20 protein-coding genes and 1 other annotated feature are annotated in these 19588 nt (G+C 40.5%); of the genes, 13 read left to right on the top strand and 7 right to left on the bottom strand.

The features are described 5' to 3' along the window. Window positions 1–55: 55 nt before the first annotated feature. Window positions 56–352 (top strand): TIGR04104 family putative zinc finger protein, encoded by a 297-nt coding sequence (locus tag AC0VXY_RS10230; RefSeq protein WP_475527685.1) that lies wholly within the window; start codon window positions 56–58, stop codon window positions 350–352. 45 nt (window positions 353–397) lie between these two features. Here AC0VXY_RS10230 and AC0VXY_RS10235 read toward each other — a convergent pair whose 3' ends face one another. After that, complete coding sequence (locus AC0VXY_RS10235; RefSeq protein WP_475527686.1) at window positions 398–1291, bottom strand: glycerophosphodiester phosphodiesterase; 894 nt, start codon at window positions 1289–1291, stop codon at window positions 398–400. A gap of 198 nt (window positions 1292–1489) precedes the next feature. On the opposite strand from AC0VXY_RS10235, the gene AC0VXY_RS10240 reads away from it, so the two are divergent. The 6 genes from AC0VXY_RS10240 to AC0VXY_RS10265 all read left to right on the top strand — a co-directional run bounded on the left by AC0VXY_RS10240 (window position 1490) and on the right by AC0VXY_RS10265 (window position 8628). Continuing rightward, window positions 1490–2491: a DUF3231 family protein gene (locus AC0VXY_RS10240; protein ID WP_475527848.1), complete on the top strand. Its 1002-nt coding sequence runs from the start codon at window positions 1490–1492 to the stop codon at window positions 2489–2491. A gap of 251 nt (window positions 2492–2742) precedes the next feature. Continuing rightward, window positions 2743–3540 (top strand): alpha/beta fold hydrolase, encoded by a 798-nt coding sequence (locus AC0VXY_RS10245; RefSeq protein WP_435991028.1) that lies wholly within the window; start codon window positions 2743–2745, stop codon window positions 3538–3540. A 219-nt stretch (window positions 3541–3759) separates the two neighbouring features. Continuing rightward, window positions 3760–4518, top strand: coding sequence for a YwaF family protein (locus AC0VXY_RS10250; RefSeq protein ID WP_475527687.1), 759 nt, complete (start codon window positions 3760–3762; stop codon window positions 4516–4518). Between the two features lie 62 nt (window positions 4519–4580). Continuing rightward, complete coding sequence (locus AC0VXY_RS10255; RefSeq protein WP_435991024.1) at window positions 4581–5156, top strand: glycerol-3-phosphate acyltransferase; 576 nt, start codon at window positions 4581–4583, stop codon at window positions 5154–5156. 11 nt (window positions 5157–5167) lie between these two features. Next, window positions 5168–6778 carry an aminotransferase class V-fold PLP-dependent enzyme gene (locus AC0VXY_RS10260; RefSeq protein WP_475527688.1) on the top strand — a complete coding sequence of 537 codons (1611 nt, stop codon included), beginning with the start codon at window positions 5168–5170 and terminating at the stop codon, window positions 6776–6778. Continuing rightward, window positions 6775–8628, top strand: coding sequence for an LTA synthase family protein (locus tag AC0VXY_RS10265; RefSeq protein ID WP_475527689.1), 1854 nt, complete (start codon window positions 6775–6777; stop codon window positions 8626–8628). The genes AC0VXY_RS10260 and AC0VXY_RS10265 overlap by 4 nt, the downstream gene beginning before the upstream one ends. Window positions 8629–8733: 105 nt before the next feature. On the opposite strand, the gene AC0VXY_RS10270 is transcribed toward AC0VXY_RS10265, so the two are convergent. Continuing rightward, window positions 8734–9081: a hypothetical protein gene (locus AC0VXY_RS10270; protein WP_475527690.1), complete on the bottom strand. Its 348-nt coding sequence runs from the start codon at window positions 9079–9081 to the stop codon at window positions 8734–8736. Window positions 9082–9210: 129 nt separating this feature from the next. Beyond that, window positions 9211–10458 (bottom strand): ATP-binding protein, encoded by a 1248-nt coding sequence (locus tag AC0VXY_RS10275; protein WP_475527691.1) that lies wholly within the window; start codon window positions 10456–10458, stop codon window positions 9211–9213. A gap of 436 nt (window positions 10459–10894) precedes the next feature. On the opposite strand from AC0VXY_RS10275, the gene AC0VXY_RS10280 reads away from it, so the two are divergent. From AC0VXY_RS10280 to AC0VXY_RS10300, 5 genes are all read left to right on the top strand, one after another. Continuing rightward, a complete protein-coding gene (locus AC0VXY_RS10280; protein WP_435994528.1) occupies window positions 10895–11752 on the top strand; it encodes a YitT family protein in 858 nt (285 codons plus the stop codon). Window positions 11753–12044: 292 nt separating this feature from the next. Next, window positions 12045–12866 (top strand): undecaprenyl-diphosphate phosphatase, encoded by an 822-nt coding sequence (locus tag AC0VXY_RS10285; protein ID WP_475527692.1) that lies wholly within the window; start codon window positions 12045–12047, stop codon window positions 12864–12866. 327 nt (window positions 12867–13193) lie between these two features. Next, window positions 13194–13418, top strand: a binding site (T-box leader). A 51-nt stretch (window positions 13419–13469) separates the two neighbouring features. Continuing rightward, on the top strand, window positions 13470–14672 hold the full coding sequence (gene thrS / locus AC0VXY_RS10290) for a threonine--tRNA ligase (protein WP_435991010.1): 1203 nt from the start codon (window positions 13470–13472) through the stop codon (window positions 14670–14672). 231 nt (window positions 14673–14903) lie between these two features. After that, window positions 14904–15635 (top strand): UMP kinase, encoded by a 732-nt coding sequence (pyrH, locus tag AC0VXY_RS10295; RefSeq protein WP_435991008.1) that lies wholly within the window; start codon window positions 14904–14906, stop codon window positions 15633–15635. A 112-nt stretch (window positions 15636–15747) separates the two neighbouring features. Beyond that, window positions 15748–16167 (top strand): GNAT family N-acetyltransferase, encoded by a 420-nt coding sequence (locus tag AC0VXY_RS10300; protein ID WP_435991006.1) that lies wholly within the window; start codon window positions 15748–15750, stop codon window positions 16165–16167. 50 nt (window positions 16168–16217) lie between these two features. Here AC0VXY_RS10300 and AC0VXY_RS10305 read toward each other — a convergent pair whose 3' ends face one another. Continuing rightward, window positions 16218–16442, bottom strand: a complete 225-nt coding sequence (locus AC0VXY_RS10305) for a hypothetical protein (RefSeq protein ID WP_435991004.1) — start codon at window positions 16440–16442, stop codon at window positions 16218–16220. Between the two features lie 201 nt (window positions 16443–16643). Continuing rightward, a complete protein-coding gene (locus AC0VXY_RS10310; RefSeq protein ID WP_435991002.1) occupies window positions 16644–17090 on the bottom strand; it encodes a DUF2062 domain-containing protein in 447 nt (148 codons plus the stop codon). Window positions 17091–17300: 210 nt separating this feature from the next. On the opposite strand from AC0VXY_RS10310, the gene pssA reads away from it, so the two are divergent. Beyond that, entirely contained in the window at window positions 17301–17975 is a 675-nt protein-coding gene (pssA, locus tag AC0VXY_RS10315; RefSeq protein WP_435991000.1) for a CDP-diacylglycerol--serine O-phosphatidyltransferase, read from the top strand. Between the two features lie 85 nt (window positions 17976–18060). Here pssA and AC0VXY_RS10320 read toward each other — a convergent pair whose 3' ends face one another. Together AC0VXY_RS10320 and AC0VXY_RS10325 are read right to left on the bottom strand one after the other, a co-directional pair. Continuing rightward, window positions 18061–19245, bottom strand: a complete 1185-nt coding sequence (locus AC0VXY_RS10320; protein ID WP_475527693.1) for a chromate transporter — start codon at window positions 19243–19245, stop codon at window positions 18061–18063. Between the two features lie 17 nt (window positions 19246–19262). Further along, window positions 19263–19571 (bottom strand): PadR family transcriptional regulator, encoded by a 309-nt coding sequence (locus AC0VXY_RS10325; RefSeq protein WP_475527694.1) that lies wholly within the window; start codon window positions 19569–19571, stop codon window positions 19263–19265. Window positions 19572–19588: the final 17 nt, after the last annotated feature.

Genomic DNA, 19588 nt, shown 5'->3' on the forward strand with positions numbered 1-19588 from the left:
TGCCGGAAATGGTAAACTAGAGAAAAAGCAGTTGTTTGACATAGGGGGCAATGTTTTGCAGAAATGTAATGTATGTAAAAATCAATTTCAATGGAAAGAGTTATTATTTTCAATTTGGGCTTCATATAAACCAATTGAGTGCAATCAATGTGGAAAAAGGCATGCAATCAATTTTGTCTCAAAATTCATTGTTTCCTTTCTGATTATCGTACCAGCTGTAGTGTTCGGTTTAATGATTGCACCTGCCCAAGGGCTATCGAAACCGGTGACATTCGGCCTCATAGTTCTCATGGCGTTTGTTATTTCACTTTTCCTCCCGTTATTCGTTAAATATGAATATAAGCAAAGATAAATATAGAGAGCTGCCTATCATGGCAGCTCTCTTCTGTATTATTGACTATTTCTTCTTCATTTCTTTTAACACTTCTTCTAACCGATCAGGATAGTTAGTAAACATCCCTGTCACTCCCCACTCAATCAACCTTTTCATATCTTCTTTTTCGAGGACAGTATAAGGATGGATAAGAAGATCATGCTCACGCACTTTATCTACATATTCTTTATCGATTTTCTTAAAACTCATTCCAAGACCAACGGCATATTCTTCATAATGGTCAAGCTCTTCGTCTGTGATGGTTGCATCCTTCTTATAGTCAATTAACTGGACAAGGGGGATGTTTGCATTCATTTCATGAACTTTTTGTAAGCTTGCTTCACTAAAGGACTGAATGATCACTTTGCTGGAAGGGCCGTTCTGTCTAGTCAGATTATAGTCTTCCAATGTTTTAAGTAATTTCTCCTCCATGCCGGGATATACTTCAGGGGACTTTGTTTCAATATAATAGTGTTTGTCCTTCCCGAAATGTTGTAGGACTTCTTCAAGAGTCTGTACTTTAAGGTCTTTATATTCTGACTTAGCCTTCTCTGGGTACATTTCATTGAACCAGGATCCTGCATCCAATTCTTTGATTTGATTCAACGTATAGTCCTTAACTAGTCCGGTCCCATTGGTTGTTCGATCGAGTGTTTCGTCATGCATGGCAATCAATTTACCGTCTTTTGTCATTTGCAGATCAAGTTCTATGTAATCCCCGCCCATTTCGTCACCTAATTGATAGGATGGCAGCGTGTGTTCCGGGGCGTAACCTGATCCACCTCTGTGGGCGATGTTCAGAAATTTGTTGTCATTCATTGGTGGGTGGCCTGATTGCGCAGAGGCAGTCTGAACCGTACCGGCTCCGATCCCTATAATTGCTGCTGATAAACAAATATTTCTAACTAGTGTATTCATTCTATTTTCTCCCTTCTGATTTAAGCTCATCTAAAGGATATAAAATGAATGTAAATGGAAATGGAGAGGAATGAAAAGGGTATATGAAGATTGTATGAATGGAATATGACAGCTGAGGAGAAAGACGCAAGTCCAAAGATCGTAGAATAATTTACAACATTAGGAAAACACTATAAAAAAAAGAAAAGGAGTCGTATGATGGAGAATCAGGACATCAGATTGACTACTTCGGAAGTCTCCGCTTTGTGGACAACATATATTAAATGCTCGGCAATGAATTGTTTTTATACTCACTTTCTTATGTATCTAAAAGATGAGAGTATTATATCCCTCATTGAAGACAGCTTGAACACAAATGTTGAGACGATGAGTGAAATCGAGAAATTATGTGTTTCAGAGGGATTTCCCATTCCCTCAGGCTTTACTGATAAAGACGTGAATACTTCTGCTCCTCCTCTGTACACGGATATATTTGCTCTCAGCTTTGTCTATCGGGGAGGACAGGTCACAAACAGTCATTTTACCACAATAGTAGGTTCGGTTGCCCGTTCCGATGTGTATGACTTTTTTGAGAAGTGTCTGACGAAATCTCTATCCCTTTATAAACGATCACTTCAACTGATGTTGGAAAAGGGGATCTATGATCGTCCGCCAAAAATAAATTATCCCAAGTCCATTGAATATATCGCCCATCAGCCCTCTTTACTGGAAACCTGGCTTGGGGAAACAAGACCTCTTAATGCATTGGAACTTAGCGAATTATTTTTTGTGATTGAGCGGAATTGTATAGGCATCATATTATTGAAGGGTTTCATACAAACGTCCAGAGACAAGGAGGTAAAAGAGTATCTAAAAAAAGGGAAAAAACTCAGTGAAAAACAAATTACAACATTCAATCACGTACTGGTAAAAGATGATGCTTTCCCCACTTATCCTGTCTCTATGGAAGTGACAGCTTCCACTATAGCGCCATTTTCAGAAAAGCTGATGCTGTTTTTTATTTCATCCTCTAATTCAGTCGGCCTTTCTACGTTATGTCACGCCATCACCATGACGACGAGAAAGGACTTAGCCGTTCATTACATGCTGTTTGTGTCAGAAATCATGAAATATGGGGCGGATGGTCTTAAGCTTTTAGTTGAGCGAGGGTGGATGGAGCAGCCTCCACAGGAGGAAGACCGAAAAGACTTAAGTAAATAAAATAGTATCCTTTCTATCATCACAAAATGTTCGGAATTTCTTTTGTTTCTAAATGACAAAGAACGTATGGATAGGATAGAATATAAGATACATTAAGGTAAGGCTTCAAAAGCGTTGAGACTATCATGTGATTGAATCAAAAATACGGGTTCCCTATAAAGAAGATTCTAATAGAAGGAAAGCGGTGCTTGATTGATCACCTGATACACTCCAAACTTTTGGTAGGTTGTGCTGTTTATAAGGAGAAATGGATGCTAGAATACATCGTACATCAGGGAGTCGGCAAAGAGTATGTGGTTTTCCTTCATGGAATCGGAGGGACCTCAAGTATCTTCTGCAAACAAATGGAAACCTTTAAAAATCATTATAACGTAGTGACGGTTCACTTGCCTGGTCATGGTGATTCACCAGGGGTTGATACATATAATGAGCCATTCACAATCAATTTAATTGTTCGTGAGATCGTAAAAGTCCTGGATGAAATTGGGATTAAGCAAGCCCACTTTATCGGGATATCTCTTGGTTCAGTGGTTATTCATGAACTGATGCAACAAGTTCCAGATCGGGTGCAAACGGCCGTTCTTGGTGGTTGCATTACTCGTTTTACTTTACTTTCAAACACATTGCTGCAGGCGGGGCATGCTATCAAAGGCATGATTCCATTCATGTGGTTATATAAATTATTCGCATACGTCATGATGCCCAAAAGAAATCATAGAATTTCGAGGAAGTTATTTATTAGGGAAGCAAAGAAAATGAAACGGAAAGATTTTCTGGGGTGGTATCAGCTCACTCCATTTGTGAAATCGACATATGCCTCTGTACAGGAAAGGGCCTCCCACATCCCGAAACTGTACATTACCGGAAAAGAAGATCATCTGTTTGTCCGTTCGCTTGATGAAGATACAAAAGGAGATCCTTCGGCAATGAAGGTATTCCTTGACGGTTGCGGACACGTTTGCAATGTAGAAAGGCCGACTGAATTTAATCGGCTGGCACTTGATTTCATTCATAATAAACAGGTTCTTCCACTGCAGAAGGTTCAATAACTTGCACCTCCCATTTCATAATCGAAATGGGAGATTTTTTGTGCCTGATTTTGGATTAGTAAGAGTTAATGGAATATCCATCCCGAATGTAGGGGAATAGATGAAAGGTCCGTCCCTAAAGAATGACGTATAAGAGGCTCTAAATCAGGAAAGAAAGTGGTGAAATCAAGGTCCGTCCCTTTAAAGGAGATGGAGGCATGTTGGGAGAATATAGTATAGATGGGTGTTTGTTGGGGGGGATTTGAGGATTTGATTCGTGAGGTTTTGAATTTCAGGTATGAGGAGTATCCGTTTGAGGCGTTTTCCGGTTCTCATTTGGCAGCGATTATAGTTTCTGTAGTATGCATGGCGGGCTTATATATCTTTAGAAATCGTCTAAAGGGTAGTGCAAAGAGTTGGGTGAAATGGCTGCTGATTATTTTACTCGTATTGAGCGAAGTGTCTTTCCAGGTTTGGTATGGTTTGAATGATCAGTGGGACGTAACGATAAATTTACCTTTTCAATTATGCTCGTTGTCTTTGTATCTTTGTACCTTTATGCTTATAAGTAACAATTATAGAATTTTTGAAATTAGTTTCTTTTCCAGTATGTCCGGGGCTTTTATTGCCATCGTCACACCAGAACTATTTTTTGGCTTTCCACATTTTCGGTTTTTTCAATTTTTTTTGGCCCATTTATCGATTGTTCTATCTTGTTTGTACATGGTGTGGATAGAAGGCTACAAGTTGTCTTTCAGATCCCTGATCAGAGCATTTATGGCATTGAATGGAATCGCAGTCATAGCTTATGCAGTAAATAAAGTAGTCGGGGCAAATTACATGTTTCTAATGCATAAACCGTATAACGCAGGTCCGATCGATTATTTGGGGGAGTATCCCTGGTATCTCCTTTCACTCGAAGGGGTGAGTCTTTTATTATTTCTCCTTCTCTATGCTCCTTTTTATCTTTTAAAGAAGAATCGGAAAGGTGTAAGGTAAATATATGAAACTTTCCTTTGGTTTCATTCGTCTATTAACATATAAAGCAGGGAGCAGGTTTGATGAGTCAACTATTGATCTTAAGTGTAATCGTTTTGGTTTCTTATGGATTGGGCAGTATCACAGGAGCTTATTATGTAGTGAAATTTCTCACTGGCATGGATATTCGTAAGATCGGAACCGGCAATGTCGGCGCTACGAATGCAGGAAGATCCACAGGTAAGAAAGGGTTTTTACTGACTCTCCTTATAGACGCAGGCAAAGTAATACTGGCATTATTCTTCACATCGATACTGATTGATGGGGAGGGCTATCTGATCATAAGCTCGATATTGATCATGATTGGGCACCTGTTCCCCATTCAACTCGGATTTCACGGGGGAAAAGGGGTTGTAGCCTATTTGGCTTCAGCATTATTTCTGAGCCCATTAAGTATCGGTGTTTTCGCTATTATGATGGGCGGATTATACCTCATCATTAGGAGATACACATACGCCGGTTTTCTTTCAATGGGTACCATCCCGATAACTGCCTATATGATTGAAGGTTCATTCACTATATCTGCTGGCCTGGGGGCTCTATTTATGACGGTCCTATTGTTCCATAACCGATCCTTTCATCATTCAGTCCAAACATAGGAGGTAAGAGAATGAATAATGATACTCTACAATATAAAATTGCATGCGAACAAGATGAATTTCAACAAATAAATTCGTTAAATTATCAAACGTTCGTGGAAGAAATCCCTCAGCATGAAGAAAATGATACTTGTATGCTGGTGGATAAATTTCACGATGAGAATACATATGTGATAGCAAAAGCCGATGATGAAGTCGTCGGGATGATTGCCGTAAGGTCCGAACGGCCTTTTTCGTTAGATCAAAAGCTGAGCAATTTGGATGAGTATTTACCTGATCAAGCAGTCCCCTGTGAAGTCAGGCTCCTTTCAGTTAAGGAAGCGTATAGAAGTACAAGGGTTTTCTACCAATTATGTAACCGCCTCGTGTCCCATTGTTTGGAAGAGGGATATACTATGGCGCTGATTTCCGGCACGGTACGTCAGCTTAAACTTTATAAGCGGATTGGATTTCTCCCCTTTGCTGAACTTGTGGGAGAAGAGGAAGCAAGATTTCAACCTATGTATCTGACCCGTGAGAGCTTCGAGAATTCGACAAAAGCGTTTCAGCGCTTAATGATCCGTAAGACAGGCGCATTGACCACCCGGTCTTTTCTGCCAGGGCCAGTGCCGCGTCATAAAAGAGTGGAAGCCGCATTTAAAAGGGACGCAACATCTCATAGAAGCAGCCCCTTTCTGCAAGAAATGGAAGTTGTAAGAGAGAGTTTATGTGATATGACGGGTGCGAATCATGTACAGGTGGCAGTGGGAACGGGCACCTTATCTAATGATATGGTGGCAGCTCAGTTGAAAAAGATACAGGGGAAAGGTCTGATTCTTTCAAACGGAGAATTTGGCAACAGATTGATGGATCATGGTAAACGGTTCGATTTAACCTTTCATACGCTCGAAAAGGAGTGGAATGAACATATTACAGTGGAAGAAATCGAAACCGTCCTTCAATGTGATCCCGCTATAAAGTGGCTGTGGACGGTTCATTGTGAGACATCAACAGGTTATTTATATAATATAAGAGAAATTCTTTCACTCTGTCAAAAATATAATGTAGAACTTTGCATTGATGCATGCAGTTCAGTCGGAACGGTACCAGTCGACTTTAATAAAGTTTTTCTCGCCACCTCAGTAAGCGGAAAGGGACTAGGATCGTATCCGGGACTCGCCCTCGTTTTTCATCGTGAAATAATCAATCCAAGTGCTTCAATTCCTAGATATCTGGATGTGGGCATGTATGCATTGAATGGAAGTGTTCCTTATACTCACTCATCAAATCTACTAATCGCTTTAAAAGAAGCCCTCCAGTTGATTGACTATGATGGGACCTTAAAAATCTCTAAAAATGTAAGACGGATGTTGGCCGATGAAGGGTTTCAAATCTTAGGGGATGAAGATTATTCTCCCGGCGTGATTACCATTGCACTAAATAGGGAACAGTGTAGTAGACAATTCGGAGATGCCTGCAAAAGTAGGGGCATCTTATTAAGCTATGAAAGTGAATATTTGATTAAAAGGAATTGGGTGCAGGTGGCACTAATGGGGGAACACAAAGAACGAGAGGTTTTGAATGGCATGACAATGCTCATCGAAGAACATAACAGAATGATTGGAACAAAGGTAGTGAAATGAGTAGGATGAAAGATTTCTTTTCGCGATTTAAGACAAATAAACTGGTAGGGTTTGCCCTGCTTTCCCTTTGGATCAAAACCATTTTGGTCTCATTAATAGGGTTCAACCTCCACATAGAGACTTTTCTGGACTTATTGCTCATAGTATTAAATCCGGTTGGTTCCATAATGATATTAATCGGATTCAGCTTTTTTTTCTTTAAAAGGGTTAAGAAGATCCTAGTCATACTTTTTATGGGGATTGCAACAGGTCTCCTGTATGGCGATCTTCTTTACTTTCGATTTTTTTCGGATTTCGTAACGGTTCCCATTCTTTTTCAATTTAAGAATGTGGGGGGCATCGGACCCAGCACGTTCGAACTCATGAGCCCGTGGGATCTCCTTTTATTGGTTGATATCATTATTGCAGGATGGCTGTTGAAGAAGGGCAGGGCGGCTTCTAACATCTTGCCTCGCAGATGGAAATTGACCTATATCGTAATTAGTCTCTCATTATTGGTGCTTACCATTGGAATGGGATTAATGAAATCCCCCTATTTATTTGCCGAGTCCTATGATAGGGAACAAATGGTGAAATCCGTTGGGCCATATAATTATCATATGTATGACATCGGGATTGCCGCAACGAACCCTTTTTCCCATCTACTTGCTAGCAAATCTGACACCAAGGCATCCATGCAGTATACTCAATCAACCAAGCAAGACCCTTCTGACTTATTTGGGGTTGCTGAGGGGAAAAACCTGATCTTAGTCAGCATGGAATCCACCCAGAACTTCGTTATCAATGCAAAAGTGAATGGAGAAGAAATCACACCCTTTTTGAATTCCCTTATTAAGGACAGTTTTTATTTCAATAATATTTACGACCAGACGGCACAAGGGAAAACGTCGGATGCCGAGTTTATGATTGATACCGGGTTATACCCATTATCAAGCGGGTCAGCTTTTGTGAGAAAACCGGATAATACCTACGCCAGCCTTCCACATATGCTGAAAAGGAAGAAAGATTACTATGCAGCTGTTTTTCATGGAAATGAGCGGACATTTTGGAACCGTGAAAAGATGTATGAGTCCCTGGGGTACGATCGCTATTTTTCAAAAAGGGACTATACGGTCACAGAAGATAATTCAATCAATTATGGGATAAAGGACATTCCTTTTTTCCAACAGACAAGTTCACATCTTGAGAAGATCCCACAGCCTTTTTATACCCGTATCATAACGCTGACGAATCATTTCCCTTTTCTATTGGAAGAAGATGATCAATTCATTGATACAGCTTCTACGAGTGAAGATGTAGTAAACCGCTATGTCACAACGGTTCGTTACGAGGATGAAGCAATAAAGACATTGTTTGAAAAGCTTAAAGCAAATGGGATGTATAAGAATACGGTTGTGGTCCTTTATGGTGATCATTATGGGATTTCCGAGAAATACGAACCGGGTGTATTTGAGCTATTGGGTCAGAAGGATACTCCAGTCAATCATGCCAAGCTTCAACAGGTTCCCCTGATCATCCATGTTCCAGGAGAAGAGGCAAGGACGATCGACACCATTGGAGGAGAGATTGATATCCGGGCAACAATCCTGCATTTATTGGGGATAGACACAAAGAATGCTCTCTCATTTGGTCATAGCCTATTCACACGAAATGAAAATCATCCCGTTATTTTTCGTGATGGGGATTTCATTACAGATGAATACATTTTCCAGGATAATGTTTGCTACAATAAAAAGAGCGAGGAGTCTGTCAATGATTCCCTCTGCGATCCATTTAAGGAAACGGTTAGAAAAGAGCTGAGGATGTCAGATGACATCATGTATGGAGATTTATTGAGATTCCTGGAATAGAAAAGCAATTGAAACCCCCGGCTTAGGTGAGCGCCGGGGGTTTCTTAATATGAAACAATATGTAATGACCATAATTTTATTATGTAAACAAAAATCCGCGATCCTTTATAGTTCACCGTCAGTATGAAGGGGATAAAATCTACCATTGAAACCAATCACGTCGATATGTATGATGTGCAAAGGATCATCGAGTCTCTTATACTGTTTGCTTATACGTAAAGTGAATAGTCCCGGGGAATAGGCACCTCTTACATCAGTATACTTAATCCTCTCGGTAATATCTCCACTATCACTATTCAATTCGATGATGGAACAATCTTCATTGCAATCGATCATATACTCTTCCTGGAGCCACTTTTCAAAATCTTTTTCCGTCGGTCTGTTGAGAATCGTAACAATACTTAGTGCAACGATTACTCCCATAACAAAAAGAAACGCCAATCTTTTGTTCATTGTTCGATTCCTTCTTTCAAAAAAATTGGAAAATGCTGATAAAATCAGTTTATCACAGTTTTCGAGGGAAGGGGGGAAAACACCATAAGTAAAGAGCTTGGGCTCCCAAGCTCTTTTCAAAGATTCATATTAAGGAAGAAGCGGAAGTTTGATTATTACAACAGTTCCTTTGTTCAATTCACTTTCATATTCAATCATCCCGCCCATTTCACGAATAAGTTTATTTGTCACCATACTTCCCAATCCTGTCCCTTTGGTTTTCGTTGTATAAAAGGGTAAGCCAATCTTCTTTAACTCATCTCCGGTCATTCCCTTTCCGTTATCCGAGATGCTGATATGAATAGAGCGAGAGTAGGAATCTTCTTTGAGAGAGATTGAAATTTCGCCTTGATTCTCAATGGATTCGATTCCATTTTTAATAACGTTCATGATGGCTTGCTTCAAATGGTGCTCATCACCTTTAATATGATGGGAGCCGGTCCTATAAAAAACGATGGAAGTATTGGAGTATGCTGCAAAAGGTCTTAACAGATCCACACAATCCCCGATGACATCTTCAATGTTAAGCTTTGACAGTTGAAACCCGCTTGGTTTTGCTACGCTCAGGTAGTCCGTGATAATTTTGTTCGTTCGATCCAATTCATTGAGGATGAGGGGTGAGTACCTCTTTAACCTCTTATCCTGTGAATCCTCGCTTAGGTGTTGTATGAAACCTCTTACTGTTGCAAGGGGATTACGGATCTCATGAGCGATCGAAGCCGCCATCTGTCCAACCATATTCAGTTTATCAAGATATACCATTTCTTCAATTTGTCTATTCGTGCGTATCAGGTGCTCGATAATGAATACTAATGAGAGAAAGGTAAAATAAAAAACAGAAAAATAAATAATATAAAAAGGCAAATGTAGAATTGGAATATATACATTAATAATCGTAATGTAGAAAGTTGAGTGGATTAGAAAGATAAGTGTGCTTCCTAGAAATTTGTATTGAGTCTTTAATAGCATCTTACGGAAGATCATTCCCATCACAAGAGCCAATACTGAAACGGCGATACCCACTGCAACGTAAGGACCTCCGATTAAATAACGGAATATGATGACACAGCCGAGCACGATAGAACCTGATAATAATCCTGCATATATAGTTGAAATCAGGATCGCAATCATTCGTAAATCAAAATGGGTGGCTCCAAGCGTTTCGATGGGATACAACATGCACAAAAGTGCCCCAAATGATCCAACCAACCCATACGTGATTTTATGTTTGAAAATAGAATCCTGTTTTTCTTTGAATGGAAATAAGACATTTGCATTATAAGTAAAAGAAAATAATATCGTAATATTGACCAGTAGAGTTTTGATTAATGTAATCAAAGAAAAGCCCCCAACACTATTTGACTAAAGGGCCACGAAAGGCTCCCTGTCTGATAACACATGAACATACAAATATAAAAAATACTTCATTTCCTCTTTTTAGTCAAATTTCAGGGACGGACCTCTGAATCGCTTGCATTTTTAACCAATCATTTTAATAAAATGTAGTGTTGAAGCATGTTACAAGTAAGTTTGAGATCAAAAATGTGACTTGTTCCAAGGTCCGTCCCTCTCTATAAGCAGGTAATTTAGCAGGGAGAATAGAATATATAAGATATACAGGCCTTATTTTCGGGAATTGGATGATAAGGGTATGATACATAGTTTGGTGTTGCCAAGTGCATGGAATAGTTCGGCCGTTGCGTTTGAGTACGGAATAGGAGGAATGAAGATGATCGAAGGACAGGTCTTGCATCAACGGCAGCAGGTGAAGATCATGCATAAGAAAATCCCATTGAAAGAAGTGGTGAAGAGGGCGTTCCTGATTACTATAGGAGCTGTTATCATGGCTATCGGTCTTGAGATTTTCCTTGTCCCCAATCAGGTCATCGATGGAGGGATTGTCGGCGTTTCCATTATGCTCTCACACATAACAGGCATTAAGCTGGGACTTTTTATCTTTATCTTAAACATCCCCTTTTTCTTCATTGGTTATAAACAAATCGGTAAAACCTTCGCATTTTCGACGCTTTATGGCATTATCATTCTTTCGATTTCTACAACTTTTCTACATCCTGTCGCAGCATTTACACAAGATATTCTGTTGGCATCCTTATTTGGAGGCATCGTGCTCGGTATAGGGGTCGGCATGGTCATCAGATACGGAGGTTCCCTGGACGGAACTGAAATCCTTGCCATTTTATCAAGTAAAAGGCTCCCTTTCTCTGTAGGGGAAATCATCATGTTTGTGAATCTATTCATCTTAGCCAGTGCAGGCTTTGTCTTCAGCTGGGATAGGGCCATGTATTCTCTACTCGCTTATTATGTTGCTTTTAAGCTCATTGATATTACGATAAAGGGTCTTGATGAATCTAAATCCGTATGGATCATCAGTGAGTATTACGGAGAGATTGGAGACGCCCTCCTTCATCGGTTAGGCAGGGGTGTCACTTACTTAAAGGGAGAAGGCGCCTTTTCAGGAGATGACAAAAAGGTCATATTCTGTGTCATCACACGACTTGAGGAGGCAAAGTTGAAAGACATCGTAGCTGAGCATGATCCCTCCGCGTTTCTGGCGATAGCTGATATCGCAGAGGTAAGAGGAGGAAGGTTTAAGAAAAAAGACATCCATTGAGCCCAACGATATAAATACTACATTTTAATGCGCAGAATCGGCATAACTCCCGGTTTTGTTTTTTTTATGTGTGAAGTCCCACCAAGCAGAATGTGTCCCAACACTTAATAGGCTTTCTGTATTTGGTTATGAACATATACTTATTGTCGTCCGCATGTACTTGTAGTACTATTATCTAGATTGAGATGAAGAAAGGACTCGTTTTTTCTTTAGATACCGAACATTCAAAGAGGAACATCCGTTTAACGAGTCAGCACAAAAATTATCATCTTCAATAGAGGAGAACATAACCATGGAATTCGTAATACTGATTAAAGCATTTATTCTCGGTATGGTAGAAGGCTTGACGGAGTTTGCTCCAGTATCCTCTACCGGCCATATGATCGTGGTGGACGATCTATGGATCAAATCGAAAGAAGTGTTGGGGAAGTATCCTGCCAATACGTTTAAAGTAGTCATTCAACTTGGATCCATTCTTGCGGTAGTCATAGTGTTCCGGGACAGATTCAAGGATTTATTAGGAATGAATTCCCGTAAAGAAGAAAGATCATCAACATTAAAACTATCACATATATTGGTTGGGTTGCTTCCGGCCGTAATCCTTGGGTTACTATTCGAAGACTATATCGATGAACATCTCTTTTCACTAAATACGGTCCTTGCAGGGTTAGCCATAGGTGCGTTCCTTATGATTGCTGCCGATGTGTTCCGGCCAAAGATACAGGCGGTGGAAACTGTTGATGGGATCACCCACAAGAAAGCGTTGATGATTGGTCTGATACAATGTCTATCATTATGGCCGGGGTTCTCAAGGTCTGGTTCTACCATATCAGGTGGCGTATTACTTGGCTTAAGCTACCGTGCTGCGTCTGATTTCACCTTTATTATGGCTGTACCGATCATGCTGGGTGCAAGCGCACTGTCCCTGATGAAAAACTGGATGTATTTTAATGCTGAGTTCATGCCTTTTTTACTTGTTGGATTCATCAGCGCATTCCTGTTTGCTTATTTATCGATCCGCTTTTTCTTAAAAGTGATCAATAAAGTCAAGTTAATCCCATTTGCTATTTACCGCCTTATTCTGGTGGGCATTATTTTACTTATTTTTGTATAATATACACTTGACAGGTAGAAAATACTCCCATATAATTTCAATAACACTTTTTCAGAATGAGAATATACTATATGAAAGCAAAGAAGAGGACATGATTCATTCACTATTTTCTTGATCAGAGAACAGGGTCACCGGCTGAGAGCCCTCGAAGAGAATTGAATGTCTTACCACCTCGGAGCTATTATGGAGAAGGTCAGTATCCATAATCGGGAAAACCGTTATCTTACTTAAGCGAAGCGTTTTATTGTACACTTCGAAATTAGGGTGGAACCACGACCGCACTCGTCCCTTGGTTAGGGATGAGTGCGGTTTTTTATTTTAAATAAGTTGTGCGCTATGAAGAGGACACGGATCATTTCCACTTTCTTACCAGAGAACAGGGTCATCAGGCTGCAAGCCCTGAAGAAAGAGAAATGATTTACCACCTTGGAGCTATTGTGGGGAAATGACAGTATCCACAATCGGGAAAACCGTTATCTTACTTGAGCGAGGGACCAGTGAATTTTTGTCCTTCGGAATTAGGGTGGTACCACGACCGCATTCGTCCCTTGGTTAGGGATGGGTGCGGTTTTTTATATACCAAATTTTTAAGGAGGAAAAGACATGTCTATTCAATCAGAGGTTGAAAAAAGAAATCACAGGAAATTGGGTCAAGAGCTGGAATTGTTTATCTCCATGGAAGATGCACCAGGGATGCCGTTTTTTTTACCCAAGGGGATGCTCTTGCGGAATGAGCTGGAGGAATTTTGGAAAAAAGAGCACCTGAAGGCAGGCTATCAGGAAATCAGGACACCAATCATGATGAAACAGGAATTATGGGAGAAGTCAGGTCACTGGGATCATTATCATGAAAACATGTATTTCTCAGAGGTGGACGATCAGAAATATGCTATTAAGCCGATGAGCTGTCCTGGAGCTGTCCTGATTTATAAAAGTAAACGGAGAAGCTACCGGGAATTACCTATCCGATATGGGGAGCTTGGATTGGTCCATCGTCATGAGCTTTCAGGATCGTTAAGCGGATTATTGAGAGTCCGTTCATTCACTCAAGATGATGCACATCTATTCGTAAGGGAAGATCAGATTCGTGCAGAGCTCCATAAAGTTCTCGATCTCATTGATCGTTTCTATGGGAAATTCGGTTTCGAATACAAAGTGGAGCTTTCAACTCGCCCGGAAGATTATATGGGATCTGTTGACCTATGGAATCAAGCGGAAGGGGATCTTGAACGTGTATTAGAGGACAGGGGGGTCGATTATCATATCAATCATGGAGATGGAGCATTCTACGGACCGAAAATCGACTTTCACATTCTGGATTGTCTGGGTAGAAGCTGGCAGTGTGGAACGGTTCAACTTGATTTTCAAATGCCTGAAAAATTCCAGTGTCAATACTTTGGTGAGGATAACCGGGTAGAGAGACCGATCATGATCCATCGAGCCATTTACGGGTCGATCGAACGGTTCATGGCCATTATCATTGAACATTTCGGAGGAGATTTCCCCCTTTGGTTAGCTCCCCATCAAGTGAAAATCCTTCCTATTTCTGAAGCTCATATCCCTTATGCCCAAGAAGTAAAGTCCCACCTGGAAAGAGAAGGATTCAGGGTGGAACTGGACGATCGAGTTCAGAAAACGGGGTTGAAGATCAGGGATGCCGAGATACAAAAAGTTCCTTATATGATGGTCGTAGGCGATAAAGAAATCCAGCAACAATCGGTGTCACTCAGAAAAAGGAAGGAGGGTAACGTGGGAGTACTTCAAGTGAGTGAGGTTATTCAAAAATTGAAAGAGGAGATGCGGTAACCATATGGATTCCTTTTGGTTGCTGGGGGATGGTGGAAAAATATTCAATATTCACTTGACTATTTCCTGTTTTTTTTATAAACTAACAGAAGGAAAATTCTGAATATACTGAAGGGGGAGAAGAAATGGGCACATTTAATCTGGAATATCGCTTTATTTCTTCTTTCCTATACAAGAGCTAAAAAGTATGCACTTACTTTTTGGCTTTTTTCATGTCATGGAGGAATCAATTTGGGATATAAAAGAGTATTAATAAAATTAAGTGGTGGAGCTTTGGCAGATAACGAAGGCAATAATTTTGGAACAGCAGAGCTTGAGCATATTGCGAGCGAAATCTTATCCATTGTAGAAATGGGTATCGAAGTCTCAATAGTAGTGGGGGGAGGGAATATCTTTCGGGGGAGTTTAGCAGATATCTGGGGAATTGAAAGGGTGGAAGCCGATAGTATCGGAACGCTTGGAACGATCATCAACAGCTTGATGCTGAGAGGTGTATTAAAAAGTAAAACGGACAAAGAAGTAAGGGTTATGACGTCAATCCCTGTCTCGACAGTTGCTGAACCTTATATCCGCCTCCGGGCAGTCCATCATCTGGACAAAGGGTATATTGTCATTTTCGGAGGGGGCAATGGGCAGCCTTTCGTCACGACAGACTATCCCAGTGTCCAACGTGCGATTGAAACAAACAGTGATGCTATCCTTGTAGCAAAACAAGGAGTCAACGGTGTATTCACTTCTGATCCCAAACGAGATAAAAAGGCGAAGATGTATCAGAATTTAAACTATGATGATGTGGTTTTAAACAATATCAAAGTCATGGATCAGTCAGCGCTCCTACTAGCTCGTGATTATAAACTACCTGTTCATATCTTTAACTTTAATCAGGAGGGAATCATGAAAAAAATTTGCTCTGGACAGAAACAGGGAACGTTGATTAATCAAGAAGAGACAAAATTTCTATAAGAAGGTGGGCTTCAAAGCCAATGGAACATTCACCCTACAAACAAATGGCAGCAGCGATGAATTTTTGAAAATGAAATATGACATTCATAACAGAAAGTAAGGAGGGGAAACGGTGAACGTCAGGATCCTGAACCGATTTGAACCGGATAGGCTGAATGAAATGAAAGATGTATACCGTTCAGTAGGGTGGCTTAAGCATACAAATGAGGTGATATCCAAAATATTTCTCAGAAGTGATATCGTTTCTTTGGCAGTTTTAGAAGGTCGTATTGTCGGAGTGGGTAGAGCCCTGACGGATGGTGTCTTCAATGCGACGATCTATGATGTGGTCGTTCATCGTAGTTATCAACGCAAGGGGATTGCAACTCTTATAATGAAGGATTTATTGGAGCAATTGGCGGATGTATCTTGTGTCATATTGATCTCCACTACAGGCAATGAAGATTTCTATAGAAAACACGGTATGAAAAGTTTGAAGACGGGAATGGCAAGGTATCTCAACCCATCCCTTGCGGAGGAATATTTAACATAATCATGGAAAAGAGCCAGCCACTATGTGACCGGCTCTTTCACTACATATCTTCAAATCGTATGCGTTTTCCCCTTGGGATCTTCGAGGTTCATTTTTTCTAATTCAAGCCGCATTTTTTGGGTTTCTATGACGAAATTTTCATGTTTGAGTTTTTCAAGTTCGAGTTCATCTTCTATCATTTTTTGTTTCAACTTGGATTGTTTTTGGAAATGGTCTGTAATAATACCAAGAATGGGTATGGAAAAAATCATGATTACAGCTATGGTTCCAGTCATTTCAATCCTCCTCTTTCTCATTTTATGCTCGACTTGTAATAGTTAAATTATAACAAAGTGCGAGATGAAATAGTATAAAATGTGGTAATCATAAGTAAGCAGTCATTATAAAAGGATATACGAATGAATCCAAGAAAGAGTTTCAAAAATTTGAAAGTAATAGAGTGGAGATGACCAGTAAATCAACAAAAAGTGGGAGGGTTATACGTTCCACTTTCTTTGAACAAATGTCAGCAATGACCCTCGGTATTTTTTAACGGCAGAATTCATGATGGCATAGGTTAGAATCCCGCATAATGGGATGTTGATCATCATTCCTGTAAAGAAAGCTTTTCCTATTTGCAATCCGACCCCTACTGCATCACCCGAGGAATCAAGTGGAAAGAAAAGATGTCCTACGACAAGATTTAAGTAAAAGAAGAAAGGGAAAGCCCAGATTAAAGAGACCCCGCCAACTAAACCGGCGAAAGGGTTTCCTTTGAATATCTTTGCACTGGCTGTAGAAAGGACAGGACCGATTCCGAAGGATGGCACGAAATTAATCAATAAGCCAACCGTGAATCCTAATGCGATGCTATGAGCATTATCTTTAAGCCGCAATAGTTTTAAAGTCAGGCACTTTAATTCTCTTAGTTTTTTTCTAATCATTTGATCATCACCATATATTATTAGAATGTTATTCCGTTCAATTTGTGTTAGTATCATTCTTGTTTATAGTATGTCTAATTTTGAGGTTTGTAAATTGAAAATGGACTTTTTTATAGGAATAATTGAACTTTTTTTATGACACAGCTTTATGAAGATGAATAAAATGGTATTCTAATACTAATAGAATATTTGGCGGAGCGAGGACTAAAAATGAAACTAACGAAAAAAATCCCCAATATGGTAACCTTGGGGAATTTATATTGCGGATTCTTATCCATCGGGTTTGCAGCAAGCGGGCAATTTAAAAATGCAGCAGTTTTAATCATTATTGGCATGATGCTCGATAGTATGGATGGTAGACTTGCGAGAATGCTCAATGCAGACAGTGTTCTGGGGAAGGAATTGGATTCATTGGCCGATATCGTGACATTCGGGGTCGCACCATCATTTCTTGTGTATTATACATACTTTTTTCAATTCGGATTATTAGGGTTCATCGTGACTGGGTTATTCCCTTTATTCGGTGCGTACCGTCTTGCGCGATTCAACACAAGTCCGCCGAAATCATCTCTTCACTATTTTGTCGGCGTCCCTATAACGGCTGCGGGCGGGATCCTGGCCATTCTAACATTGTTCGGTAACTGGATTCCGAATATCGTGACAACGGTCATTTTTACAGCGATGTGCTTTCTGATGGTCAGCAGGATCAGAATACCGAGTCTGAAAGAAGTTCCGTTACCTAAATATGGGACGATTGTGACGATCTTTATCGGGGCATTATTGTATGTAATCTTTAAAGGGACATATGAAGAATTTCCTTATTTAATTTACATTGCAACGCCATTGTATATTGCTTATCTGGCGTACCGGTTTATAAGAAGGTAAGTTTTCTCTTGCATTTTAAAGACATAAGATGGTAATAATTATAAATTAGCCAGGCGATGAACGCCTGGCTAATTTCTGTATTCTACTACATGATCCTGATTACAAGACCACCAAGTGCCCCTGCAATTACTACCATCCAAGGCGGCAGCTTCCAGAACACCAGCATACTGAACAGAATCGCTGCGAAAGCAAAATCGACAGGTGTGAGGATTGATGATGTCCAGATCGGGTGATAAAAAGCCGCTATCAGAATCCCGACGACTGCTGCATTTACTCCCATCAATGCGCCTTTTATCTTTGGATTCTGCCTAAGGGAATCCCAGAACGGCAAGGCCCCTGTAATCAACAGGAATGCAGGAAGGAAAATGGCCACCGTCGCAAGCATCCCGCCTTTCCATCCGTTTATTACCGCTCCAATATAAGCTGCAAAGGTGAAAAGGGGACCCGGAACTGCCTGTGCTGCACCATACCCTGCTAGAAACTGTTCTTCGGTTAACCAACCTGTCGGAACAAATTCACGTTCCAACAACGGTAAGACAACATGCCCCCCACCAAAGACCAGTGACCCTGATCTGTAGAAGCTATCAAAGAGAGCGACCCATTCCAATGTGGTTGCTTCCCGGACAATCGGCAGAAGAATTAATAATCCAAAGAATATCAATAAGCAAATCACCGCTAATCTGCGGGAAATCGGAATTTTCACACTTGCTTCCTGATCTGAAGCAGAATGTTTATACAGTAGGAAGCCGATTAGAGCAGACAGAAGGATCACTGCAACTTGGGAGATGGCGGTCTGCCACATCAAAATGACAACCAGAGCGAATAGCGCAATGGCTTTTCTCTTTAAATCCGGCGTCAACTTTTGTGCCATTCCTAAGATCGCATGACCTACCACTGCAACTGCAACGATTTTCAATCCATGTATCCACCCAGCATCCGTCACCCCCATACCCTGAAGGACGAGTGCAAAGAGAACTAATGCAACGACCGAAGGCATAGTAAATCCGAGAAAAGAAACAATACCCCCAAGCACTCCGGCACGCATAATGCCTATCCCCATCCCAACCTGACTGCTTGCCGGTCCAGGCAGGAACTGACAAAGGGCCACGAGATCGGCATAGCTTTTTTCATCCATCCATTTCCTTCTGCGAACATATTCTTCATGGGAATAACCAAGATGGGCAACAGGCCCGCCAAATGAGGTGAAGCCAAGTCTGGTTGAAATAATAAGAATTTCCAAAAGTGTTTTAAGATTCATTGCTGTTTTCATTATTATTCACCTTCTTATCAATCTTTAATTTCTCTAAAGAGCTCGAACGCTTTGTGACGAGCCTCAATCAAAACTGCACTTCCTTTATCGGTGATGGAATAATACTTCCTGATTTTCCCGTCTACGTTTTTATCTTCTTTTATCAATAGGCCGTCGGTTTCCATCGAATGCAGGATCGGATACAGAGTGCCCGAGCTGATGCTATATCCATGCTCTCTCAGTTCCTCCAGCATCCATGTCCCATATATGGGCTCTTCTTTGGCATGATGAAGAATGTGTATTTGAATGAAACCGAGGAATAGTTTTCGTAAGACTTTGTCCTCCACTTAAGTCACCTCCACTT

The organism is Rossellomorea sp. QJM3NY_18, assembly GCF_056173145.1.